Origin of the sequence: uncultured Dokdonia sp., from assembly GCF_937910895.1 — a bacterium.
Classification (GTDB): Bacteria; Bacteroidota; Bacteroidia; order Flavobacteriales; family Flavobacteriaceae; genus Dokdonia.
This window is the reverse complement of the sequence record NZ_CALEMI010000097.1, coordinates 1-21,098: the sequence shown is the minus strand read 5'-3', so window position 1 is coordinate 21,098 and position 21,098 is coordinate 1. Positions and strand designations below refer to the sequence as shown.

At 35.8% G+C, this 21,098-nt stretch carries 18 protein-coding genes and 1 pseudogene; 8 read left to right on the top strand and 11 right to left on the bottom strand.

The genetic code is table 11. The features are described from left to right. Position 1 precedes the first annotated feature (1 nt). Genes Q0505_RS12040 through Q0505_RS12015 form a run of 6 tightly spaced genes read left to right on the top strand, consistent with a single transcriptional unit; the run spans position 2 to position 6,487 of the window. Positions 2-547, top strand: coding sequence for a serine O-acetyltransferase (locus Q0505_RS12040; RefSeq protein ID WP_299213139.1), 546 nt, complete (start codon positions 2-4; stop codon positions 545-547). Then, positions 547-1,656: a glycosyltransferase gene (locus Q0505_RS12035; protein WP_299213137.1), complete on the top strand. Its 1,110-nt coding sequence runs from the start codon at positions 547-549 to the stop codon at positions 1,654-1,656. The genes Q0505_RS12040 and Q0505_RS12035 overlap by 1 nt, the downstream gene beginning before the upstream one ends. After that, positions 1,653-2,726, top strand: a complete 1,074-nt coding sequence (locus Q0505_RS12030) for a glycosyltransferase (RefSeq protein WP_299213135.1) — start codon at positions 1,653-1,655, stop codon at positions 2,724-2,726. The genes Q0505_RS12035 and Q0505_RS12030 overlap by 4 nt, the downstream gene beginning before the upstream one ends. Next, positions 2,723-4,087, top strand: coding sequence for an O-antigen ligase family protein (locus Q0505_RS12025; protein ID WP_299213133.1), 1,365 nt, complete (start codon positions 2,723-2,725; stop codon positions 4,085-4,087). The genes Q0505_RS12030 and Q0505_RS12025 overlap by 4 nt, the downstream gene beginning before the upstream one ends. Continuing rightward, complete coding sequence (locus Q0505_RS12020) at positions 4,041-5,057, top strand: glycosyltransferase family 4 protein (protein WP_299213131.1); 1,017 nt, start codon at positions 4,041-4,043, stop codon at positions 5,055-5,057. The genes Q0505_RS12025 and Q0505_RS12020 overlap by 47 nt, the downstream gene beginning before the upstream one ends. A gap of 35 nt (positions 5,058-5,092) precedes the next feature. Continuing rightward, positions 5,093-6,487, top strand: a complete 1,395-nt coding sequence (locus tag Q0505_RS12015) for a sugar transferase (protein WP_299213129.1) — start codon at positions 5,093-5,095, stop codon at positions 6,485-6,487. A gap of 9 nt (positions 6,488-6,496) precedes the next feature. On the opposite strand, the gene Q0505_RS12010 is transcribed toward Q0505_RS12015, so the two are convergent. The 11 genes from Q0505_RS12010 to Q0505_RS11960 all read right to left on the bottom strand — a co-directional run bounded on the left by Q0505_RS12010 (position 6,497) and on the right by Q0505_RS11960 (position 17,940). Further along, positions 6,497-7,663, bottom strand: a complete 1,167-nt coding sequence (locus Q0505_RS12010; protein ID WP_299213127.1) for a DUF4105 domain-containing protein — start codon at positions 7,661-7,663, stop codon at positions 6,497-6,499. Positions 7,664-7,850: 187 nt separating this feature from the next. Continuing rightward, positions 7,851-8,192 carry a hypothetical protein gene (locus Q0505_RS12005; RefSeq protein WP_299213125.1) on the bottom strand — a complete coding sequence of 114 codons (342 nt, stop codon included), beginning with the start codon at positions 8,190-8,192 and terminating at the stop codon, positions 7,851-7,853. A gap of 277 nt (positions 8,193-8,469) precedes the next feature. After that, positions 8,470-9,660, bottom strand: a complete 1,191-nt coding sequence (gene sucC, locus Q0505_RS12000; protein WP_299213123.1) for an ADP-forming succinate--CoA ligase subunit beta — start codon at positions 9,658-9,660, stop codon at positions 8,470-8,472. A 122-nt stretch (positions 9,661-9,782) separates the two neighbouring features. Continuing rightward, positions 9,783-10,058 carry an ATP-dependent Clp protease adaptor ClpS gene (locus tag Q0505_RS11995; RefSeq protein WP_299213121.1) on the bottom strand — a complete coding sequence of 92 codons (276 nt, stop codon included), beginning with the start codon at positions 10,056-10,058 and terminating at the stop codon, positions 9,783-9,785. A gap of 79 nt (positions 10,059-10,137) precedes the next feature. Further along, on the bottom strand, positions 10,138-11,004 hold the full coding sequence (gene prmA, locus Q0505_RS11990) for a 50S ribosomal protein L11 methyltransferase (protein WP_299213119.1): 867 nt from the start codon (positions 11,002-11,004) through the stop codon (positions 10,138-10,140). Continuing rightward, a complete protein-coding gene (locus tag Q0505_RS11985; RefSeq protein WP_299213117.1) occupies positions 11,001-12,611 on the bottom strand; it encodes a S8/S53 family peptidase in 1,611 nt (536 codons plus the stop codon). Before Q0505_RS11985 ends, prmA begins: the two co-directional genes overlap by 4 nt. Positions 12,612-12,615: 4 nt before the next feature. After that, entirely contained in the window at positions 12,616-13,131 is a 516-nt protein-coding gene (locus tag Q0505_RS11980; protein ID WP_299213115.1) for a hypothetical protein, read from the bottom strand. 70 nt (positions 13,132-13,201) lie between these two features. Beyond that, positions 13,202-13,954 (bottom strand): triose-phosphate isomerase, encoded by a 753-nt coding sequence (tpiA, locus tag Q0505_RS11975; protein ID WP_299213113.1) that lies wholly within the window; start codon positions 13,952-13,954, stop codon positions 13,202-13,204. A gap of 506 nt (positions 13,955-14,460) precedes the next feature. Then, positions 14,461-15,537 (bottom strand): ABC transporter permease, encoded by a 1,077-nt coding sequence (locus Q0505_RS11970; protein WP_299213111.1) that lies wholly within the window; start codon positions 15,535-15,537, stop codon positions 14,461-14,463. Beyond that, the gene (locus tag Q0505_RS11965; RefSeq protein WP_299213109.1) at positions 15,534-17,273 is read right to left on the bottom strand and encodes a BT_3928 family protein; all 1,740 of its coding nucleotides are present in this window, start codon (positions 17,271-17,273) and stop codon (positions 15,534-15,536) included. The genes Q0505_RS11970 and Q0505_RS11965 overlap by 4 nt, the downstream gene beginning before the upstream one ends. Before the next feature lie 130 nt (positions 17,274-17,403). Further along, entirely contained in the window at positions 17,404-17,940 is a 537-nt protein-coding gene (locus tag Q0505_RS11960; RefSeq protein WP_299213107.1) for a DUF1599 domain-containing protein, read from the bottom strand. A gap of 132 nt (positions 17,941-18,072) precedes the next feature. On the opposite strand from Q0505_RS11960, the gene folP reads away from it, so the two are divergent. Continuing rightward, positions 18,073-18,894, top strand: coding sequence for a dihydropteroate synthase (gene folP / locus Q0505_RS11955; RefSeq protein WP_299213105.1), 822 nt, complete (start codon positions 18,073-18,075; stop codon positions 18,892-18,894). Positions 18,895-19,032: 138 nt separating this feature from the next. Next, positions 19,033-21,098 (top strand): annotated as a pseudogene (locus tag Q0505_RS11950) (iron-regulated protein FrpC); the annotation flags it as partial.

Sequence of the window (21,098 nt, the reverse complement as noted above, 5' to 3'; positions counted from 1 at the left end):
AATGCGATTTACAGAAGATCTCATAAAATATAAGAAGTATAGCGGCAAGTCTACACTAGTGCTTCTGTTAACCCAGCAGGGATTATGGGCGTTGTTTTGTTATCGCTTTTTTAATAAGATTTACAGAAGTAAACTCCCTAAACTATTTAAAAATATCTTGCTTTTATGGGGTGTGTTTTCACAGAAGTATATAGAGATTCTAACAGGAATTCAGCTTCCGTATAGTGCTACCGTAGGGCGACAATTCTATATAGGTCATTTTGGAGGTATAATTATCAATGCCAATGCCGTTATAGGACATAATTGCAATATCTCACAAGGGGTTACTATAGGAGTGAGTGGGAGAGGAGCACATCGCGGTGTACCTGTCATTGGGGATCATGTGTATATAGGAGCAAATGCTACCATCGCGGGAAATATCACCATTGGGAATAATGCTGTAATAGGAGCTAATTCTTTAGTGGTAAAAGATGTAGATGAGGCTACAACGGTTGTAGGAGTTCCTGCGCAAGTGGTGAGTAGTAATGATTCTAAAGGATATATTTAATGCGATTTTTAGTCATTACACTAGCGCCAACACTTTTAGAAAATGAGAAGTACTATTCTTATGCGCCTTATGTAAAAGAGATGAATCTTTGGTTTTCATATGTCGATGAGGTCACTATTGTATCACCTACTTCCTACACTCAAAAACTACTCAAAGCACCTTTTGAAAGAAATGATTTGGAGGTTATATCCATTCCTGACATTAGTTTTGGAACGGTTTCTACTATCTTAAAATCGATAGGGGCATTCCCCATTATTTGTATGCGATTGTTTAAAGCAATGCGTCAGGCAGATCATATTCACTTACGTTGTCCAGCTACCATAGGATTGATAGCTTCTTTTATTCAAATCTTTTTTCCTTCCAAGAAAAAAACAGTGAAGTATGCAGGGAATTGGAGTCCAAAAACAAAGCAACCGCTAAGTTACAAACTTCAAAAATGGATATTGAGCAACGAATTTTTATCTAAAAATATGAGCGTGCTTGTGTATGGGAATTGGCAACATCAAACCAAAAATATAATCCCTTTTTTTACAGCTACCTATAGGGACTCAGAAGTACCTATTATGAGAACACCAGAGTTTACGTATCCTATACAGATTCTTTTTGTAGGAAGTCTATCTCCTGGCAAACGACCTATGTATGTGTTAGAATGGGCAAAAGAATGTCTTGCACAAGGATTAGACATCCGTGTGCATTTTTATGGTGAAGGTTTGCAAAGACCTCTTTTAGAAACGTATATAAGTCAGCATCAACTTCAAGATCGTGTGGTATTATATGGGAATCAACCGACGGAGGTGGTGCAAGAAGCGTATCAAAAAGCTCATTTTTTGATATTGCCTTCTAAGTCAGAAGGATGGCCAAAAGTAATTGCAGAAGCGATGTTTTGGGGAGTGATTCCGCTGGTAACCCCTATTTCTTGCGTACCTTGGATGTTAGGAGAAGGGTCAAGAGGAATGTTGTTAGATTTAGATGTAAGCACCGATGTATCCGCTTTCGCGAAAGCGTTAAAAGACAGTAAATCATTAAAAGAAATGTCTATACAAGGACAGCAATGGTCACATCAATACACCTTAGACGCCTTTGAAAATTCAATAAAGGAACTGCTATGAGGGTATTACAACTTATAGATACATTAGATGCTGGTGGCGCTGAACGTATGGCAGTCAACCTTGCAAATGCGAGTGTCAATCATGCCTATACTGGATATATTTGTGCTACTCGTAGGGGCGGAATTCTAGAAAGCGCTATTCATCAAGAAGTGCTAAGTTGTATAGCAGGGAAACGGAGTTTTCATGATCTGAAAGCACTTCGCAAGCTTTTAAAATTTATAAAAAAGAATAAAATAGACATCGTACACGCGCATTCTACATCTATTTATACGGCATTTATCATCAAATTAATACGCCCTAAACTGAAACTTGTATGGCATGATCATTATGGATTGAGTGAGTTTGTAAAAGAACGCCCCTCACAGAAAATCCTTAAAATCATATCTAGATATATGTCTGGAATTATAGCGTGTAATGAAGATCTAGCCGCATGGGCGAGAGAACAACTTCATTGCAAAGAAGTGATTTTTCTTCCTAATTTTGTTGTAGAAAACAAGGATCAAGAACTCACCACAAAAATTTCAGGAGTAGACGGAAAACGAATAGTATGTCTAGCTAATTTACGCCCCCAGAAAAATCATATTGGAGTATTAAAAATCTTTAAAGATATTACACTTCAATTTCCTGATTGGACGCTACATGTAGTGGGAAAAGATTTTAATGATGATACGAGTGCATCCATAAAAGAGTATATTGTCGCTAATCATCTTTCTGATACCGTTTATTTATATGACAGCAGAACGGATGTTAATGCCATTTTACAAAAAATGGATATTGGTGTATTAGCTTCTACATCAGAGGGATTACCATTGGCATTATTAGAGTATGGGCTTGCAGGACTTGCCGTCATGGTAACCAATGTAGGGCAATGCGCTCAAGTAGTGCAAGATTCAGGAGTCGTAATAAATAACGTAGAAGAAGAAGGATCAAAGACCTTACTAAAACTCATGAGTGATGTCCCATATCGATCTAAATTAGGAACTGATTTTAAAAACCGTGTGATACAATCCTACAGTGAATTATCTTCTGTAAGTCTATTAATTAAATTTTATCATAAAATAAGCGTATGAATTTTTCTAAAAATCCATATCTATTTTTAATAGTGACACACGTCGCTATTGGATTTGGTATTTATGCGTTTAAGCCTCTAGCAAAAATTTATTTTTTAGCGACAATAGGTATTTTTCTTTTTTACTTATTTAAAAACGGAAATAAGAACAACGAAGCATTATATGCTGCCGCTTATATCACAGGTGCCGAAGTCCTTTTTAGAATGACAGATGCTTCGCCCGTTCCTATTTATGAGGCAGGTAAATATGGGGTGATTGGTTTTATACTATTAGGTCTTTTTTTTAGTGGGACTTCTAGGAAATCAGGACCTTATTGGTTGTATTTACTACTGTTGATCCCAGGTATCGTCTATGCGTCATCAACTCTTGGCTATGATACCAATTTTAGAAAAGCCATTATATTTAATTTAAGTGGCCCTTTTTGCTTAGGGATCGCTGCATTATATTGTGTAGATCGCAGAATTACAAGAAAACAATTACAGTATGTAATATGGTCTCTTTTAATGCCTACTGTGGCTATGGGTGTATATTTGTTTTTCTACACTCCCGATATGCGGTCTGTTTTGTCTGGAACAGGATCTAACTTTGCTGCTTCGGGAGGGTTTGGTCCTAATCAGGTGTCTACTGCTATCGGAATAGGAATGTTTTGCCTCGTGATACAATTATTTACCAACAGCAAAAATGTGATGCTACTGGCTATTAACTTAGGATTGTTGTCATTGCTTACCTATAGAGGAATCGTTACGTTTTCAAGAGGAGGAGTTATTACTGCCTTAGTGATAAGCGTCGCTTTTATTTTATTTTATTTTAAAGCTGGTAATCTTAAAACCAAAAAACGGATTATTTTGCCTATATTATTTCTTGTATTAACAGCTAGTTTTACATATATCTTAACTTCTGTGAGAACATCAGGACTCATTGATAAACGATATGCAAATAAAGATGCTGCGGGTCGTATAAAAGAAGATTTAAGTACGGGTAGAGGAGAGCTTATCTCGTCAGAGTTAGAAGCTTTTTTTGCAAATCCATTAACAGGAATTGGGGTAGGAAAAATAAAAGAATATAGAGAAGAGTCTGAAGGAATCTCTGCTGCTTCTCATAATGAGTTAAGTAGAATGTTGTCAGAACATGGGATTTCAGGACTATTAGCACTTTTAATTCTAGGTGTGTATCCTTTAATTTTTAGGTTAAGTAACCGGCGTAATTTCTTGTTTTTCTCCATGCTTGGTTTTTGGTTTTTGACTATCAATCACTCCTCTATGCGTATCGCAGCACCTGCTTTTATTTATTCGTTATGCCTTTTAAATATCGTAAATGAAAAGAAAAAAAATCCTGTACATAGGAAACGCATTAACGCATAAAAATGTTACTGTAACTACGATAGACACACTTAGTGCATCTTTGCGCAATGAAGGCTATGATGTACAGGTAGTATCTCGTATTCAAAATAAAATAGGACGTTTATGGGATATGCTACGTGCTGTAATCCAATATAAAAAGCAAGTTGATATTGTGCTCATAGACACCTATAGTACAACCAACTATTGGTATGCAGTATGGGTTGCAAAACTTTGTCGTTTTTACCAAATACCTTATATCCCGATCCTTCATGGTGGTAACTTACCAGAACGCATCAAAAAAAGCGCTTCTAGTGCTAGAAAATTATTTGGTAGGGCATATATCAATGTCGCCCCGTCCTCATATCTTCTAGAAGCTTTTCAAAAGGAAGGATATAGCAACATACGTCATATTCCTAATACTATAGATCTCACTAAATATCCATTTCAGTTAAGGAAAAAGTGTGCTCCTAAGGTATTGTGGGTACGTTCTTTTGCCACTATTTATAATCCTATGATGGCGCTTCAGGTTTTAAAAGAGCTTCAAAAAACATATCCTGAAGCAACGCTTACGATGGTCGGACCAAAAAAGGATGAAAGTTTTGATCGTTGTTACGCTTTCGCGAAAGCAAATAATCTCTCTGTCATATTTACCGGAAAATTATCTAAAGAAGCATGGATCTCACTAGCACCCGCTCATGATCTATTTATAAATACGACAAATTTTGACAATACTCCTGTTAGTATCATTGAAGCAATGGCTTTAGGGCTCCCTATTGTATCTACAAATGTGGGGGGAATTCCCTTTCTAATAGAGGATCAACAAAATGGGTTGTTAAGTCCAGCAGAAGATGTAGTAGCCTTTGTAGATAAGATGATACAATTAATAGAAAATGAGGAAACTGCAAGTCGAATATCACAACAGGCAAGAGAAAGTGCCAGAGGTTTTGATTGGGAGAAAGTCAAAATCTCGTGGAACGACGTACTCTCGTAAAAAATTGTAATATATTTACAGCAACTAACCCCTATATGGCACTATTACCAGTAATTCATTTTGAAATTTCTGAAAGAAAAGTCCTTTTGCGTATACTGGATACTGTATTTGTGCTTATTTGTTTGCAATTGGTTGGTAATTTTTTTGATTTTGATTATTTTAAAATTAGTCAAGAAAATTGGGTGTGGATTATTGTATTAACGGGTTATTTGAGCATTTTTGGAACTGTGTTTGAACTGTATAACTTACAGCAGGCTTCTAAGTTTCAAACCATTCTAAAAAATACCATTCTTACCGTCTCTGCCACTGCATTATTTTATTTATTAACTCCTTTCTATACACCAGAACTTCCAGAAAACAGACTCCAGATTATTTATTTTTTCTTGGCAATGGCGTTCGGGATTTTGTTATGGAGATGGTTGTATATCACACTCATATCATCTCCTCGTTTTTATAAGAGAGTGTTGATTGTCGGTGACTCATTTGATATCAAACAGATTATAAACAACCTAGAAGGAGCCGATCCTAATTATAAAATTGTTGGTTATATAAATACTGATAGTTCAAAAGGAGTAGGAGAGGTTCCAGAAGCAGTAGAAGAATATCCCATTAAAGATTTGACATTTACCGTTTCCAGAAAGGGAATTTCAGAAATAGTTGTTGCAAGTGATTATAGTGATGGGGTCTCTAAACCTTTGTATTTACAACTCATCAATTTATTAGAGTCTGGTTTTTCTATACGAGAATATATGCAGGTATATGAAGAGATTACACAACGTATTCCTGTACAATATGTAGATAAAGATTTTTATCGCTATTTCCCTTTTAGTAGAAGTAACCAAAATAAGTTTTATAAACTTTTTCATAGATTATTTGATATCATCACAGCAATTGCTGGAATCGCTTTTTTTATGGTGATTTTTCCTCTTATTGTAATAGGAAATCTCATAGGTAATAGAGGTCCAATATTTTATACACAAACACGTATAGGTCGAAACGGTATTGCATTTAAAATTATAAAGCTACGCACCATGATTACAGATGCAGAAAAGGATGGCGCTGTGTGGGCACAAAAAAATGATACTCGGATTACTCGTTTTGGTAAATTTTTAAGACGTTCACGAATTGATGAGATTCCACAATTTTTCAATGTACTTTTTGGCGAAATGAGTGTGATAGGGCCTAGACCTGAACGCCCAGTTTTTGTAAGAGAACTTTCTGAAGAAATCCCATTTTATGAAACAAGACATGTGGTGAAACCTGGTTTAACAGGATGGGCACAAGTCATGGGAAGTTACGGAAGCTCTACAGACGATGCGCTGGAAAAACTCCAATATGATCTGTATTATATAAAACATCGTAACTTATTTATGGACCTAAGTATTGTACTAAAAACTATTAGCACAGTTGTTTTTTATAGAGGGCAATAAATAGCTTTCCTAAACAGTCATTCTACTTTTCTTTATCACTTTGAGCATATACATATATCGAACTGCCAAAGCAATGAATAAAGGGATAAGCGCGTACGCATATTGCTGTACTCCTATTATCCAATGAAAACCTAGTAATGCTAGTAGAATTACAGAAAGCTTCATATACGGATATATCCATCGTGGAGGAGCTACTTTTCTAATTGCAAAACTAGCAATGATATGAAAAGGGAAAGCCCACAATAAATTATAGTTCCATTTTGTAGTAGTATGTTCTGTGCCAAACCATAAAAATGCTAAAAGAATTCCTATAATTCCTGTACAAAATAAAACGAGCGCATCTACAAAGCCTAGCGGACGTTCATTTTTATGATCGGTATATGTTTTATAGAGTAACAATAGAGAAAGGAGACTTATAATAACGATAGGACTTATCACAAATAATTCTTTATAGGTATTCTCTTTTTCTGGAATAAACAGTGGTTCTGCTTTTGAGACCAACGGTTCTTTTGTATTTCCGTCTGATATGGTTGAATTTGCAAAAGCCTCCATCGAATACTCTGGTAGAAAAGCATATTCTTCTTTGGTAGCAAGTCTGTCTGTGACAGAACCTATGGCTATGTCCATACCTACCATTCCCCAAGTATTCCAATGTACATTGTCACGTATAAGTTCTCTATGTGTAAATCCTTCTGGGAAGCTACTATAATCTATTTTTAATTGTTTGCCCATAACACTTTTAAGCGCATCCAAAGGTCGTGTCGCACAATTGTCAAAAAAGAAATCATAGAGATATTCTCTATTCTCATCTTTTGCGTTATTTTTTAAAAAATCAAAAAAGAGCTTTTTATCTTGTGTATCTAATGCCAGTATTTGTTCTTTTACCCACCGACGCTGAACTTTGTAATCTTCAATAAATTCATCAAAAGGAGTCACCCATAACGTATATAAAAGTTGACCTCTTGCAAACTTCATATAGAAGTTGGGTGTATTGAAGTTAAAACGACCATAATTAAATACCCAGTCTATATTTCGCCTTGGGTCTTTTACTCGGATAGCCGTATGTCCAAATGAATCATATAATTCTGGACCAGGACCTATCGTGATAAGACTTATTTCGGCTTCACTAGAAAGTTGTATGGTGTTGTTTTGAGCTCGAACTGTATGTAATATCATACAGAAGAAAGCTAAAAAAAGGTGTTTTAAAAAAAGGTGCTTCATAACAGGACTAAAGATAGTAAGCAAAAGTAAATTAGCCATAGACTAATTCAAAAATGTATGTGATCATCGGAGATAGATTTTTAACATAAAAAAACCGAATCATAAAATATGACTCGGTTTAAATAAATATCCCTAAAGGTGATTAAGCTGAAGGGATAATGCGTATTGGCACGACCCATTCATCTCCAGTTTTTGTGACGCTTAATTTTTTGTAATTAAGTCTGCTTTTAATAAATGCACCTACAGTTTCATTTTTGCTTTCTACATTAATCACGACAAGTTCCTTTTTGTCATTGACTGTAAAAGTAACTGTTGCCTCGATATCTTCATTGATGACCATTTCTGGGTTTTTAAGAAGTTCGGCGATTTGAGTAGTGACATCTACACTTTTTTTACTGTCCTTTTTTGGAGTAATTGTGTTTGCAGATACCGTTGTTCCTACGGCCATTAAAATGGCGACTACATAAATTTTTAGATTTTTCATACGATTCGTTTTTAAAGATTAAAAGATTGATATACCTAACAGACGCCCTCTTATTATACTTCGTTACAAGCGCAGGTGCTATTTAACCATTGTTTAACGATCATTAACGGTAGTTAACAATCGGGTAATTGTTAGGGTACGCTTTCGCGAAAGCGTAAGAAATATCTTTAAAATTGAAATTAAGATCTAGTGATATAGCTGCTTAAGATCTTAAAATCAAAAAGCTCTTTTAACGCGTTACGCTAAAAGAGCTTTTATTATTCTTGTAAAGAATAGTTTATGCTAAAACCGCCTGAACTTTATCTGCAGCTTCTTGAAATTCGGTAGCACTTTGTACATCAAGACCGCTATTGTCTATTAATTCTTTTGCAATATCTGCATTAGTTCCTTGTAAACGAACAATGATAGGAACTGAGATATTCCCCATATTTTTATAGGCATCTACAATTCCTTGCGCAACACGATCACAACGAACAATCCCTCCGAATATGTTTACGAGGATGGCTTTTACATTAGGATCTTTAAGAATAAGATCAAATGCGATCTCCACACGTTCGGCATCTGCGGTACCTCCTACATCAAGGAAGTTTGCAGGCTCTCCGCCCGCTTGTTTGATAAGATCCATCGTTGCCATAGCAAGTCCTGCACCATTTACCATACATCCTACATTACCATCTAAGTCTACGTAATTAAGTCCTACAGCTTTCGCTTCTACTTCTACAGCATTTTCTTCACGCTCATCACGTAATGCGGCTAGATCCTTATGACGGAAAAGTGCGTTTTCATCTAAAGTCACTTTAGCATCTACTGCCATAATTTTATCGTCACTTGTTTTAAGTACAGGATTGATTTCAAATAAAGAACTATCTGTCTCTACATAGGCTTTGTATAAAGAAGCAACAAATTTTGTCATTTCTTTAAAAGCAGTACCGCTTAATCCAAGGTTAAAGGCAATTTTACGTGCTTGGAAGCCTAATAATCCAGTTGCAGGATTTATTTCCTCCGTAAAAATAAGATGTGGTGTTTCTTCGGCAACCGTTTCAATATCCATTCCTCCTTCTGTAGAATACATGATCATATTACGACCTGTAGCTCTATTTAAAAGAACTGACATATAGTATTCTTCGGGTTCATGATCTCCAGGGTAGTATACGTCTTCTGCAACAAGTACTTGGTGTACTTTTTTGCCTTCTGCACTAGTTTGCGGAGTCACAAGATTCATCCCTATAATTTGACCAGCAATTTCTTCTACTTGCTCAAGACTTTTGGCGAGTTTTACACCACCACCTTTACCACGACCACCAGCGTGAACTTGTGCTTTTATAACGTGCCAACCTGTTCCAGTGTCTTCAGTAAGTTTTTTTGCAGCAGCAACAGCTTCTGCAGGTGTAGTGGCAACAATACCTCTCTGGATACGTACGCCAAAACTTGCTAACATTTCTTTTCCTTGATACTCGTGTAGATTCATAATGCCTTTTTATATGGTGCTTAATTTGTGCTGTGCAAAAGTAACAAAAGCGCTACGGGAGCGCAATAGTTTTTAGATTAAAATTGAATGTTATAGGCAAGTATTTATAGAAAGCCTGCTGACTATACGATTTCAGCGCTTAGACCTGCTTGTAAAAGTTTGGAACATCTAGGTTCAAGATCATCATAATCTCCTGTTTTTACTGTACATTTTCCTTTATAATGAACAATGAGAGAGCATTGATGTGCTTGTTCTTCGGTATGATCGCAAGCGCCTATGAGGCAGTTGATAACATGATCAAATGTGTTTACTTCATCATTGTAGAGAACAATCTCGTGTTGCTTTTGTTCTTCTGTCAAGACGTCAAGGTCTTCTTGATATTTTTCTTTTGTACTCATTTGAGTATACTTTTTAAATAGAAATTTACAAAATTTATTGCTTACTAATTAAAAATAGTAGCACATTATAACATAAAAGTTAGGATTCTCTTTTTTCAAATTTACAAGCAACCCAATTATTACGTTCATAATTACCAACGAAATAAAGTTCGTTTTCATTGCATATTTCTGTAATTAATGCAATATCGTCTATATAAAAACCACTAACTAATAAAATTCCATTTGATGAAAGACAGTGTGCATACATAGGGATATCTTGTAATAAGATGTTTCTGTTAATGTTTGCTATAATAACCTCGTATTCTTTTCCTTTAAGTAAAGATGCATCTCCTTCATATACAGTAATATGATGACAATTATTACGTTCAGCATTTTCTACGGAGTTGAGGTAACACCAATTGTCAATGTCAATAGCATCTATGGGATGTGCGCCCTTCATTTCCGCAAGAATTGCAAGAATTCCTGTGCCACAGCCCATATCCAATGTTTTTTTATTGGTCACATCTAGTTTGAGTAGGTGTTTTATCATCATGTGTGTGGTCTCGTGATGACCTGTTCCAAATGACATTTTGGGTTCAATAATAATATCAAATTCAACATCAGTTTTTTCATGAAAAGGAGCTCTCACCGCGCAACGCCCATCTACTTCAATGGGATCAAAATTTTTCTCCCATTGTTCATTCCAATTGACTTGCTCAATTTCTTCAGCAGTATATGAAATCTCAAACTCATCAGACTGTAGAATTTGAATGTCATTGAGCAGACTTTCAAAATGAACAGGCGTATTGTTAGGAAAAGCCTCTTCTTTTTGGATATATGCGATCACTCCAGTGGCTGTTTCTGTAAAACTTTCAAAGCCCGCATAGCCTAGCTCTGCTATTAATATTTCTGTAGCAGGAGCAAGTGGTTGTACAGTGAAGGTATATCCTAAATAGATGGGTGTCATTCTTTAATTTCTTTGCAGTTATACGAAGCTTCTGGATTAATTTTTAATAGTATTTCTCCATTTTCGTCAGGCAAAAGTACAGTTTCATTTTCAATTAGAATTTCATTTTTTGCAGTAAAATTGACAGAGACACTATCTGTGAATTTTTGATTTTTGATTTTTAGTTGATAAGGAGCTTCTAAGGTAAATTTCCATCGACTGAAATTTTGATTTTCAATGACTGTATACAACTCGGGTTGAAGCATATTATAACTCATTTTGACAGCACGCCCTGTATGTAAACTTCCAGCGCCATACATTCCTTTAAAAGGAGCATTGGCTTTTATAGTATCTATGTTTGTTGCTGTTAACTTTATCATACTATTGATTTCGTCTACAGAAAGACAGGGATTGACAGAGAACATAAGCCCGATAGTTCCTGTAACAAGTGGTGCTGCAGGCGATGTTTTTTCTATTTCATTATACAAGATATCTCCTGTTTCCAGATATTTATTATACCTGAATATAAAATTTCCAGGTGCTAGAATATCTACGTAGGGATCTAAGTTGTTTGTAGATGCTTGATAAATAAATTGGTCACCTTTAACATCATTTCCTTTAAGCCCTACCGCACGTCCTACGTAATATTTTAGACCTATGGCATAAAGATCTCCTTTTTCGGTGGTATGTAGCGTTTCGGAAGGATCATCAAATCTGTGTTGCACACTTCCTACAGAAATTACATGCTCATAAGCACCAGGATATCGAGGTATTTTTCCTTTAGTAACATTAAAAGAAGGGTTGTGCGGCACAGCAACAATGACCGTCCCGTTGTCTCTCATTTCATTAATGGTTTCTTGGGCTGTTTCATAATACCGCGTACCTCCCCAGCTACAATTAATTACTTTGGCACCCGCTCTTGATAATTCTAGTAATTGATTTAAAAATTTAAAATCTCCATACGTAGTTGTATAAATGCTACAATTGTAACAAATACCAACGATTCCGTGTCCATTATCTCCCTGACCAACAGCCGTTGCAGCCACAGCAAACCCGTGTCCTTTAGAATGCGAGCTTTTTTTTATGACGGTGGTTCTTCCCGCAAATTCAGGGTCTTCTGGATCTATATATCCATCAGAAATTCCTACAATAACATCTCTACTCCCTTTTGTATAATACCAAGCTTCTGGAACACCTAAAAAATCATAATAATCCAGATTTGCCTGTATTCCTAGATTTTTTCCTATCGTACTTGTGGTACCATAATCATTAGGTTCATATATCTTAAGGTTTTCTGGAAGTAGGCTTTCGCCAAATTCAAAAATGTCTGATACTTCTTCTAACAATGCTTTTTGGAAATTGGGGCTATCTGCAATGACAAAATAGGTGCGTTTTAATTTATCGCGTTCGGCATATTTGAATCCTTTTCTAAATACTTTCACACGGTGTTTCTTAAAAAGCGATTTTAATTTTTGATGCGTACCTGTATAAGTAACTACAGAATCTTCGGTCGTTAGAGGAATTTCTATTTGCTCATCTATAGATCGAATATAAAAACGATCTTCTTGTGCCCAAATGGTAGCAGTTCCTAGGATTGTAAAAATGATATAGCGTATAACTGTTTTCAAAGAATTATCCTTTTATAGATTCTTGCATACGTGCTACTTTTAATTCAAGAGCATCGTATTGTTCTTGTAGTTTTTCTACTTGATGGTCTTTTTCTATAAGGTGTAAGGTAAGTTCTTCTATTTTTTTAAGAAGAAGCATGTTCATTTGACCGAGTTCGATTCCATTTTTTTGGACATCTGCTGTGGTAGGGATTTCGGGTAAGTGACCGTAGGTATTGATGTATTTTTCTATTTCGCGCAAGCGTATTAAATCATACCCATCTTCAAAGACATTGTCTGCCCATTCTTTGAGGTCTACTTTTACAGATTTTGCGTGAACTTGCCCGTTGACTTCCAGCTTATCTTTTGGATTTTTTTTACCAATACCTACATTGCCGCTTGGCGTAATAAAGACATTGCTGGTGTTGTCTTGGTTTTTAAGAAGTGTGACAGAACCGTCAGAGTTTGTGATGCTTTGCTGTGCTTGGCAAGAGAAGCACAAGCTACAAAATAGCAAGAGGAGTATATAAGAAACTTTCATAGTATGTTGTTATATTTGTAAGGTATAAAAATACTATGAAAGTTATTCTAAAATAATAGGAATGCCTTTTTTAAAAAGCATTTACGATATCAAAAAAGTCGTCTGCATTAAGAGAAGCACCACCTATAAGACCACCATCTACGTCAGGTTTTGAAAAGATTTCTTTGGCATTGCTAGGTTTTACAGAACCTCCGTAAAGAATAGATACTTGGTCTGCGGTAGTTTTATCATAAGACTCACTTACGGTTTTACGTATAAAAGCATGCATTTCTTGTGCTTGTTCAGGAGAAGCGGTTTCTCCAGTTCCTATCGCCCATACAGGCTCATAAGCAAGTACGATATGTGACCACTGTGCTGCGGTAAGATGAAAAATGGCATTTTTAAGCTGGCTTTCTACTACATCAAAATGCTTTTTATTTTTACGATCCTCCAATTCTTCTCCAAAGCAAAAAATCACTGTTAATCCGTGTGCTAGTGCTGTATTTACTTTTTGAGCAAGCAGTTCATCACTTTCGTGAAAGTAGGCTCTGCGTTCACTATGTCCTAAAATCATTGTATCAATACCAACATCTTGAATCATGCCTGCTGATATCTCGCCTGTATAGGCTCCGCTTTCTGCTTGATGCATATTTTGTGCCGCTACTTGGATAGGGCTATCCTGTAGCATGGTTACAGCTGCGTATAAGTTAATAGATGCAGGAGCAACGATCACTTGGGCATCACCTGTATTTTTTTTGTCTTTAAGCGTAGCTAATAAAGCTTGTGTTTCAGAAAGAGTCTTATTCATTTTCCAGTTTCCGGCGACAATATGTTTTCTAGACATGTAAAGTGTATTTTTTTAATGAATGACAAAAATATCAATAAGATTGATACGCTACCTATAAAATCCCATAAGAACGTTATAATTATGAATGTTTCAATAGGATAAACGTACACCTAGTGATATGTAAAAAAAAAGGTGCTTTTGCTTATTTCATTGAAGAAAGTGTAATGAAATTAAAAAGAACGATAATTTATCTTCTTGATTTTATAATGAGTTTCCAAACAAAATAAATAATAGCTGTTTGTAAAAATGTATTCAATAAAACCAACATGATTATAAATAAAGTGGAGCCATTAGCATAATATGGGTAATCACGACTGACAAAAGATAATGGAACTGAAATCATAAAGTTTAAAAAGGACAAGATAATATTCATATTAGAAGTCGCTTGATATACAAGATTTACAATAAGTCCAATTACAAAATCAAGTATTAAAACAGAAAAGAAGAATTTTAAAAATATTTTCATTTTCTTAAGGAGCTTAGTTTCCAATCAATTAATGGGCTTATGACAAGCGTATTTTTGGATCTAACCATCCATAGATGAGGTCTACAAAGATGTTGATAAAGACAAATAAGGTAGCGATCACAAGTACGGCACCCATAATTATTGGGAGGTCTAAAGTATTGAGTGCATCTACGATTTCTTTTCCTAGTCCATTCCATCCAAAAATATACTCTACAAATACAGCACCTGCCAGCATCGAAGCAAACCATCCCGATACGGCAGTTACTACGGGATTAAGGGCATTTTTTAATGCGTGTTTTTTTATGATTTGATACGTGCTTAATCCTTTTGCTTTTGCTGTACGAATGTATTCTTGATTGTATACTTCTAATAAGGAGTTGCGCATTAATTGTATGACCACTGCAAGCGGACGAATTCCTAAAACAAGCGCAGGAAGTATCAGGTTTTTCCACTGTATGGTGATTTTTTCTCCAAAATCATCCATCGCATAGAGACTCCCAGTCATATTTAAGTTGGTATATTCATGCAAGACAAAGCCAAAGAACCATGCAAACAAAATGGCACTAAAAAAACTAGGAACACTCATTCCTAAAGTACTTATAATTTGAATCGTTTTGTCCACCCACGTATCTCGCATTTGCGCAGAAATAATCCCGAATAAAATACCCAGAATGATGGCAATCGTGATAGCACTGATGGCTAGGACAAAGGTATTTGGTAAGGTTTCCCCAATAACATCTGTCACCCGTTTTCCTGTCTTTTGAAAACTCTCTCTTAAATAGGGAGGTTTCAGAACAACGGTGGTATTGGCTACTGTAATTAAAGAAACAGCATTGTATTTTCCAGAACTTAAATTTGTATAATTAGCAGGTGTACTTGCGTGAAAAGAGATCGGGGAGAGGTCGTTGAGGTAATATAGGTATTGCGTATATAGCGGTTGGTCAAACCCATACTTTGCTCTTACAATCGTCAATTGTTCTGGGTCTTCATTTTGATCAAGCATCATACGAGCTGGATCACCGGGTAATACATTAAATAGAAAAAATATGACAGTAACCACTCCAATGAGTGTTCCGATCGCATAGATTATTTTTTTTAGGATATATGAGATCATTCGTGATCTGGAATGGAGGCGATTCTTCGGGCTTCAGCTTCTTCTAGTGTGAGGCGGGTATATTCAAAATCTTCTCCAAAAAGATCTTTGGCATACGCTTCTATAGTGGTGTCAAAACCTGCTTCTTTTCTACGTTTATTAACTTCTTCAGGATTTTCTATCGGCCATATAAAAGGATCTCCATTATTATAGGTCATTCCTTGTGTTCCATAAATTTGAGGTTTTCCTTCTCCCATAAGATATCGGTCTTCCATCATAGCAACCAGTCTAAAAGGGAGCTCGCCTTCCTTTCCCGCCTTTTTCATAAGATCAAGATATTCTGGTATTTTATTAGAATGCTGGATCACATACCAAGCAGCTGTATTGGAAGGAGTCCCTACCATCGACTTACCAGGATACCCTCTAGTTTTTAAAATAGATTCTATTTTTCTAAGATTACTTGTGTCCAATGCAATTTGACGTTCCCAAATGTTTCCTGAGTAGTCTTCTATACCAAGTCCTAGAGATTCACCAAGCGCTTTTCGTTCGGGGCCTTCAGGAACTTGCATAAGCCTGCGATACTTTTGGTCTAAAACAGCAATACTATCCAATTGGAATTTTAGACTAAAATCTAAATTAGGCTGCGCCGTTGGTAACTCATTTAGAATTAGATCTTCTGCATCATTATAATGTAGCTTTTGAAGAATCGTTGCTTTGTCCATACTTACAATACCAGGACTTGCACGCACAATCGTTTTTAAAGTCGTCTCATCGGTATAATAAAACTCAAAAGGCAATTTATAATCTCTCACAAATTTTTCATGTACTTCAGGACTCGAAGAAGTAAGCCCAATGACGGTGTATCCTTTACGTATCGCTTCTTCTGTAATCTTCTTAATTTTATAATACCCCTCTCGTTCTGTTTTGTCAATATTATAGGCTACAATGACAATAAGGTTTTCTTTCTCCATAAATGTAGTCGTAAAATTATCATCTCCTTTTTCTATGGTAAAATCATGCACAGGCGGAATATATCCTTCTTGTATTTGCTCTGTTTCATATCCTATAAGCTCGCCTTCTACTTGAGGATATCCACCAGAGGTCGTGATTATTTTTTCTTCTCCGTTAACATTAAACTTCCAATGGTAGTCAAAAACAGCTTCGGGTGCTCCTTCTGGAATTTTCATATTCTCAGCAATATTAGAGCCTACTTTATACGCTCTAAAATCTAACCAAGGCAAATGCATCAATACATAATAACCAAAACACATACAGCCTACAAAAGACAAGAATATAATACTGTTTTGTACAATGGTGTTTTTAAATATGGGTTGGATGTGTTTTTGAAACACAAATAAGAATAAGATAAGAACCAAAAGGATCACATCTTTTATAAACGATTCCCAAGGCACTAGTGGTATCGCATCTCCAAAGCATCCACAATCTGTGACTTTATTAAAGTAGGCAGAATAAAAAGTAAGAAACGTAAAAAACAAGATCATGGCGAGTAAGAGCCATAAGGTTACTTTCTTGCGATAGCCTATAAGCAAAGCGATTCCTAGTAATACTTCTACAATCACTAGGATGACAGAAATCAACAAGGCGTACGGTGATAGAAATTCTAAGTTTAATACTTCAGGAGCAAAATATTCTTGAAGTTTGTACGAAAAACCTAAAGGATCATTTAGTTTTATAAATCCGCTAAAAATAAAAAGAGCTCCAACTAAAAAGCGTGCTATGTGTACTAGTATTTTCATTTTTAAGTTTAGTATTTTAATTTAATGCCTTGGTGTTTTGTTCAATTCCTTTTACCAGATATAAATTTTGTCTTAACTATATTCATTTTTTATACGCTTTCGCGAAAGCGGACTATCCCATACAATCATTTTATGCTTTTAAATGGATCAACGCAAACACCGCATAATTGATCATATCTTGATAATTAGCATCTATTCCTTCTGAAACTAAGGTTTTGCCTTGATTATCTTCAATCTGTTTTACACGCAATAATTTTTGAAGAATGAGATCTGTGAGCGAACTCACTCTCATATCTCTCCATGCTTCTCCATAATCATGGTTTTTGTCTTCCATCAGCGATTTTGTCATCGCTACTTTTTGATCATACGCTTTGATGGCTTCTTCCAGATTGAGATCGGGTTGTTCTACAACACCCAATTCTAATTGTATCAGTGCCATCACCGAATAATTGATAATACCAATAAATTCAGAGACTTGTCCTTCATCTACTTTTTGTACAGCGTTTTGCTGTAACCCACGAATACGTTGTGCTTTAATAAAAATCTGATCCGTAAGAGAGGGAAGTCGTAAGATACGCCATGCACTTCCATAGTCTTTCATTTTGTTTATATAAAGATCTCTACATGTTGTAATGACGTTGTCGTATTGTGTTGAGGTGGTACTCATAAATGAATCTAGAATTTGCGTAAATTTCGCTTAAAATTCGTAATATAAAAAATGGGGTTGTAAGTTTGTTTTAAAACAAGTGCTTTCTATCTTGCTATGGCTTGTAGTAAAAGTACATATTGTATGTGATGTATGAATATGAATTGTAAGGGGAAACTTATTGATTTGTCAACACCCAAAGTCATGGGAATCGTAAATCTTACACCAGATTCTTTTTATGATGGTGGGAAATACAAGAATATAGAAGAAGTGATTTCCAAAGTAGGGAAGATGCTGGAGGAAGGCGCTACTTTTATAGATATGGGGGCATATAGTTCTAGACCAGGTGCTACCGATATTTCGATAGAAGAAGAAGAGAATCGTTTGATTCCTGTGATAGAAGAGGTGATGAAACACTTTCCTAGTGCATTAATTTCTGTAGATACCTTTAGAGCTAGCGTTGCAAAAAAGGCAATTCAAGCAGGAGCGTGTATGGTTAATGACATAAGTGCAGGACTACTGGATACTAATATGATGGAGGTAGTGGGGGAGTTGCAAGTTCCTTATGTGATGATGCACATGAGGGGTACGCCACAAACCATGAAGAGCTTGACGACCTATGACGATTTATTAAAAGAAATTTGTTTCTATTTTAGTGAACGATTGGCGCTCGCTAGAACACATAAAATTAATGATGTTATTATTGATCCAGGTTTTGGTTTTGCTAAGACCGTAGCACAGAATTATACACTTTTGAAAGAGCTCAGTTTTTTTAAAAACTTGGACGTACCTATACTTGCGGGATTATCGCGTAAATCAATGATATATAAAACTTTGGGAGGTACTCCTTCTACTTCGTTAAATGGCACTACCGCTTTGAATATGATTGCGTTGCAAAACGGAGCTTCGATTTTGAGAGTTCACGATGTAAAGCCTGCGATAGAATGTGTCCAATTACATACGACACTTTTATAATTATACACGAATGCGTTCGTAAGAATTTAAAAGTATATATACCAATTCTCTTTTTTGTACGTTTGGGAATACAAAGCGGTGTAATTTTAACAGAATTTTGACAAAAAATCCCTATTTTTCGCCCACACAAACCTATTTATGATGAAAATCCTACACAAAGCCCTTATTTCAATTTGTTTTATTCTCGGTTTTACAAGTAGTTACGGACAAGATCTTGGTGGTGCCACTTGTGCAGATGCAGTTCCTTTTTGTACAGCGGAGCTAAACCAACCTTTTGATAATTGCTATAACGGAAGTCCAGACCCTAATTGTAGTTCATCTGGTGAAACAGGACCAGACTATACTTGTTTATTCTCTACGCCTTTCCCTACTTGGTATTTCTTGCAAATTGAAACCCCTGGAGATCTAGAATTCACCATTTTTCAGAATACTGATATTGCAGATGATGGTACTTTAAATGGAACTCCGCTAGATGTCGATTTTTCTGTATGGGGACCTTTTAGTGATACAAATGTGTGTAATAATTTAACATCAGGGAATACAGTTGACTGTAGTTATTCTGCAGCAGCCGTAGAAAATGTAAATATTCCTAATGCACAAGTTGGAGAAATTTATATTTTCTTAATTACCAATTTCAATCAATCACAAGGAGAAATTTTTATAAGACAAGATAATGAGACAGATCCTGATGCTGGAGCTACAGATTGTTCTATCATAAATCCTGCATTAGGAGCAGATATCGATGCTTGTGAAGGTACAGTAGTAACACTAGATGCAACAGATCCTACTGCAGCAGATTACACGTGGACATTTGATGATGGTACAGGTGCAGTTCCAATTCCTGGGACAGATGGTATGGCTATGATCGATGTAACTCAAACAGGTACGTATGAAGTGACTATTACTAATTTTGATGGGGATATGGGAACAGACGATATTGTCGTGACCTTCTTTGAAGTTCCTGTTCCAGGAGCCCCTATAACTCAATTAATGTGTGATGGTGTTAATGGCGATGGAGAAGCCACATTTGATTTAGATAGTTTATTACCTACTATTTTTAATGGCTTAAATCCTGCTGATTTCACGGTGTCTTTTCACTTATCTCAAGGAGAAGCAGATGCAAATACAGGAGCACTTACAGGAACCAATGCATACGATTCTGCAGATGCTGATATTTATATAAGAATTGAAAACAATGGTCTTACAGATTGTTTTGGAACGATTCCATTTCAATTAGATGTGTTTGATACTCCAGATGCGATCACTCCAGATGACATTAATATATGTGATAATGATCTGGATGGAGATAACACAAATGGCTTCGCAGAGTTTGATTTAACAACAACCATAGCTACGATACTTAATGGTCAAGATCCTACACAGTTTATACTAACATTTCATACATCACAGGGAGATGCAGATACAAATACAGCTCCTATAATGAATCCAGATACATATACAAATGTAGATGTAAATATGGAAGAAATATTTGTGCGTGTAGAGAATAATCTATTTGCAGACTGTTTTTCTACAACAAGTTTTATGATCATTGTAGATCCCCTACCTATTATAAACCCTGTAGCAGCGTTAGAAGCTTGCGATGACGGAGCCAATACTAATGATGGGATATCAGAATCTTTTGATACTTCAGGAGTAGAAGCGGCGTTACTAGGAGGACAAACAGATATAGCAATAACGTATGTAGATGGTAATAACGTAACATTATCTAGTCCACTACCAAATCCTTTGACAAATACGGTTTTATTTACAGAAACAATTACTGCGACTCTTACCAATACTATAACAGGATGCCAGTCAACCAATACATTTGACTTGATAGTGAATCCTAATCCTATTGCAAATACAATTCCAGATTTAATGAATATAGGGGGTTGTGATGATGATGGTTTTGATCTTTTTGATACCTCTACTGTTGAATCAGATATCATAGAAACGCAAACAGATGTTACTGTTTCATATTTAGATGGTAATGGTAATCCTTTATCTAGTCCATTACCAAATCCGCTAGCTAATTCAATTCCAGGTTTAGAAACCATCACTGCTACTGTCACTAATAATTTGACAGGATGTACTGCAATTACGACATTTAATTTGATTGTCAACATCAATCCTACCACCACTACTCCCACAGACTTATTAGTATGTGATGAAGACGGTACAGCTGATGAGTTAACCACGATGGA